3 protein-coding genes and 2 tRNA genes are annotated in these 3,631 nt (G+C 38.5%); 2 read left to right on the top strand and 3 right to left on the bottom strand.

Annotated elements, in window-relative coordinates; all coding sequences use genetic code 11:
* Positions 1-66 precede the first annotated feature (66 nt).
* Complete coding sequence (locus ACEYX7_RS10750; protein ID WP_374900564.1) at positions 67-477, top strand: putative quorum-sensing-regulated virulence factor; 411 nt, start codon at positions 67-69, stop codon at positions 475-477.
* 24 nt (positions 478-501) lie between these two features.
* Here ACEYX7_RS10750 and ACEYX7_RS10745 read toward each other — a convergent pair whose 3' ends face one another.
* The 3 genes from ACEYX7_RS10745 to ACEYX7_RS10735 form a co-directional block, all read right to left on the bottom strand.
* Positions 502-2,124, bottom strand: coding sequence for an alpha/beta hydrolase (locus ACEYX7_RS10745; protein WP_374900563.1), 1,623 nt, complete (start codon positions 2,122-2,124; stop codon positions 502-504).
* A 200-nt stretch (positions 2,125-2,324) separates the two neighbouring features.
* Positions 2,325-2,400: transfer RNA gene (locus tag ACEYX7_RS10740), tRNA-Phe, on the bottom strand.
* A gap of 308 nt (positions 2,401-2,708) precedes the next feature.
* Positions 2,709-2,784 (bottom strand) — tRNA-Thr (locus ACEYX7_RS10735).
* 107 nt (positions 2,785-2,891) lie between these two features.
* On the opposite strand from ACEYX7_RS10735, the gene ACEYX7_RS10730 reads away from it, so the two are divergent.
* Positions 2,892-3,461, top strand: a complete 570-nt coding sequence (locus tag ACEYX7_RS10730) for a DNA-3-methyladenine glycosylase I (RefSeq protein ID WP_374900561.1) — start codon at positions 2,892-2,894, stop codon at positions 3,459-3,461.
* Positions 3,462-3,631: the final 170 nt, after the last annotated feature.

Here is a 3,631-nt window from a genome sequence, read left to right as displayed (position 1 = left end):
CGTTTAGATTGTATTGATACCCTGTTCTTCTATTTTATGTGGATTTGTGCCATTTATTAATTTCTTTTGCTATATAAGCAATCACATTGCATTGAACAGCTCTTTGCAGAGCAGGGTCGTGCGGATAAGGCTTTTGATATGACCCTACACGCCCACAATGCCTTGGGTGATGTGCGGATGTGTAAAGAGATTTATTTGGCGTGTTGTGAGCGATTAAACGTTCAACATAACGACTTTGCGGCAGTGTATGCCTTGAGTGAGGAAAGCAAAGCCAAACGTCGCAAAAATCGTAAAGCGATTAGCGAACAATACCACAACGCCCCGATCAGCATCATGCCTTTTGGTAAGCATCGTGGACAAGCCATTGATAGCTTGCCCAAGTCTTATGTGCGATGGGTACTTGCCAACGTGAGCGACTTGCGTCCAAATTTGGTGACGGCATTATTTGCGTCTTTAAATTCAAATATCATTGAATAGTAAGACATTTAAAACATTAAAAAATCATTTACACTCACGGCTATTTACTTTTTTGTTTGGGTCAAGCAGATAATCCACCACAGCTTTATCGATGCAATCACTTTCGCCAGTCAATACTAGTGTATGCCCATCGCCATTGCGTGTGATCAGAGGTGCATTAAACCATTTCGCCATATTCTGTGCATTAACCCAAGGTGTAGTCGGGTCATATTTTTGTGCAACAAATATGATTTGCGGTAAATTTTCAGGTGCTTTAGGGATGGCATAGGTGTCTTTACCCTGATTAGGCCAATAGAAACACGCATCTAAATATTCTTCGTCTTTTTTGGCTTTGTAGTTATCATACGGTGATAGACCATCGACCCATTTTGACTTGGCAATATATTCTTCACGGCTGATATTTTTGGGTGCACCATCAGCACAACTGATCGCAATCAGACTGACCTCATCACGGCTGTTATCTTGAGTATCAGGATTGATATCAGAATAAGCGCCATAACTCTGTTCGTTATAAGCATAGGTATTGTTACGCTTAAAATCAAACATCAAATCCAAGATCTTTTCCCAACTGCTTGACCAATATAAATTATTTTGTACGCGATACAATATGTCGTCAGCAGTGATATATGCACCTGAGGCATCTTTGAGTTTTTTACGCTCCACATCACGTACGAAACGATGAAACTCTGCATTGACGTCTTTGCCTTTGCGTAAAGCACAAGCATCATGTGTTAAACAGTATTTGGCAAAACGTTCAAAAGAGTTTTGAAAACCTTTTTCTTGCCCTGCCAAACTATCAAAATAATTTTCGGTTACATCGACTACACCATCCAATACCGCAGCACGTACAGAACTCGGATAGTGTTGCACAAAATCTGACAATACTTTAGTGCCATAAGAATAGCCGAGTAACGAGATTTGGTCTTGCCCCAAGGCACGGCGAATTTGCTCAATGTCTTTAAATGCTTCTGTGGTGCTGATGTTATTTAGTACATCTTTGTCAGTATTTGTTATACATTGCTCTACAAAAGCTTGTGTATCATTGCTCTCAGGATCAATTTTGCCACAGTCTATGGTCGGTGTACTTGGAAAAATACCACGTGGTGCATAGCCAATAAGATCAAAACGTTGGCGGATTGATTTGGTAATCTTGGTACTATAATACGATGTGTCTACAAAATCTAAGGTCTGTTCGCCAGGCCCACCGCCGATAATCAATAATGAGCCGATAGGATTTTTACTCGTTGCAGGCATTTTGCTTAATGCCAAACGAATATGTTTACCTTTGGGCTGATTGATGTCTAATGGCACTTGAGCAATGGCACATTGTAATCCTTTTGGTACTTCATCAAACCAGTCTTTATACGCTTTATTGCGACAGCTTTGCCATTGTATGGATGGAACGTTCAGTGCTGCTTCAGTTGTAGGTATTGCTGTGCTGTTTGCAGCTTCTGGTTGAGCTGGCGATGCAACACTTGCGGGCGTGACAACTTCAGTGACAGACGCACTATCTGTTGATGTGGATGTTGGCATCAAAATTGAAGGCTGAGTATTTGATAGTGTATTGTTATTAGAAATAGACGGACTTTGACAAGCAGTTAAAAAAATAGCAGTGAGCGTCATGCTCAAAAAATGTGGCTTAAACATAAATCAAATTCACTTTAAATATTTAATAAAAACAAGATTTAAATATACGCTAAATCAATGAAAAAAAAAGAGTACTTTGTACAAAAAAGCGTATCAAAATTTATAAGGCATAAAATCAGCAGATTGGCTAAAAAATCAAGATAAAAAAAAGCCCTGATTGGATCAGGGCTTATAAATCAGTGACTAATAATTATTGAATATGGTGGCGTGAGGCAGGATCGAACTGCCGACACACGGATTTTCAATCCGTTGCTCTACCTACTGAGCTATCGCGCCAATGTGGGCACATTAAACAGCTTTTTTGACTTTCGGTCAAGTACTTTATGCAAATAATTTTATTGTATGTATAAAAATAATACAATTTACAGAAAAAAAGCGTTTTTCGTATAAAAATAGCACAATATTGGTGTATCTTTAATGAAATATCCATGACAGCTTGACATACTGACTAGATTTGGACATCGCAGAAAAATGACAATCGCTTATTGATTGGTTGATAAAAAATAGACAATGTATATTAAAAATATTTTTCAAACCAAAAATAAAAAAAAGCCAATAGAAAAATCTATTGGCTTTTTTAAATATGGTGCCGACAATCGGATTCGAACTGATGACCTACTGATTACAAGTCAGTTGCTCTACCAACTGAGCTATGTCGGCGTGTGGGCTATTTTAGATTTTTTGTGATAAATGTCAAGTAAATTTTGCCAAAGCAATAAAAAAACATTGATAATATTTTACTTATTTTTAAAATTACGCCTAATCTTATGAATCAACAAACCAACATCGTCCGCTGTGCATGGGTAAGCGATGATGAATTGTACCAAGCCTATCATGATCATGAGTGGGGCAAGCCTGTGCATGATGGACAGCAATTGTTTGAAATGTTGTGTTTGGAAGGGCAACAAGCTGGTTTGTCATGGATTACGGTGTTGAAAAAGCGAGAATGCTATCGCCAACATTTTTTTCAGTATGCTATCGCTGAAATTGCTCAAATGACAGATGATGATTTGCAAGCCAAAATGAGCGATGCAGGGCTAATTCGTCATTTTGCCAAACTCAAAGCCATTCGGGATAATGCCATAGCGTGGCAGGCGATGCGTGCGAGTGGCGTGGATATGGTGGCGTGGTTGTGGCAGTTTGTTGATGGGAAAATCATCAATCGTGATGTCAAAAGTATGGCGGATGTGCCAACACAAACCGAACAAAGCCAAGCCATGGCAAAAGCTTTAAAAAAGCATGGTTTTAAATTTATGGGGGCGACCACATGCTATGCCTTTATGCAAGCGGTAGGGATGGTCAATGATCATGCTAATGATTGTTGGTGTAAAAGATGACTTAATCTTAGCTGTTACAATGATGATTTGTCAAAAAAGGTGCTTTTCAAGCACCTATTATTCTATTACGCGAAAAATTATTTTTTCGATACTATAGACCTCTTTCGAAAATGTAAATTTAGCGATTAACTTGCCAATTTATAAATCCTGCCACTAATTTCATTCTCAAT

Origin of the sequence: Hubeiibacter jixunmingi (assembly GCF_041928215.1) — a bacterium.
Taxonomy (GTDB): domain Bacteria; phylum Pseudomonadota; class Gammaproteobacteria; order Pseudomonadales; family Moraxellaceae; genus Acinetobacter.
Note: the sequence above shows the minus strand (reverse complement) of the source record. Positions and strands in the feature narration are given on the sequence as shown.

Bases quoted from the DNA above. Each gene is read 5' to 3' on its own strand.
- ACEYX7_RS10745 (WP_374900563.1), bottom strand. From the start codon at position 2,124: ATGTTTAAGCCACATTTTTTGAGCATGACGCTCACTGCTATTTTTTTA.
- ACEYX7_RS10730 (WP_374900561.1), top strand. From the start codon at position 2,892: ATGAATCAACAAACCAACATCGTCCGCTGTGCATGGGTAAGCGATGAT.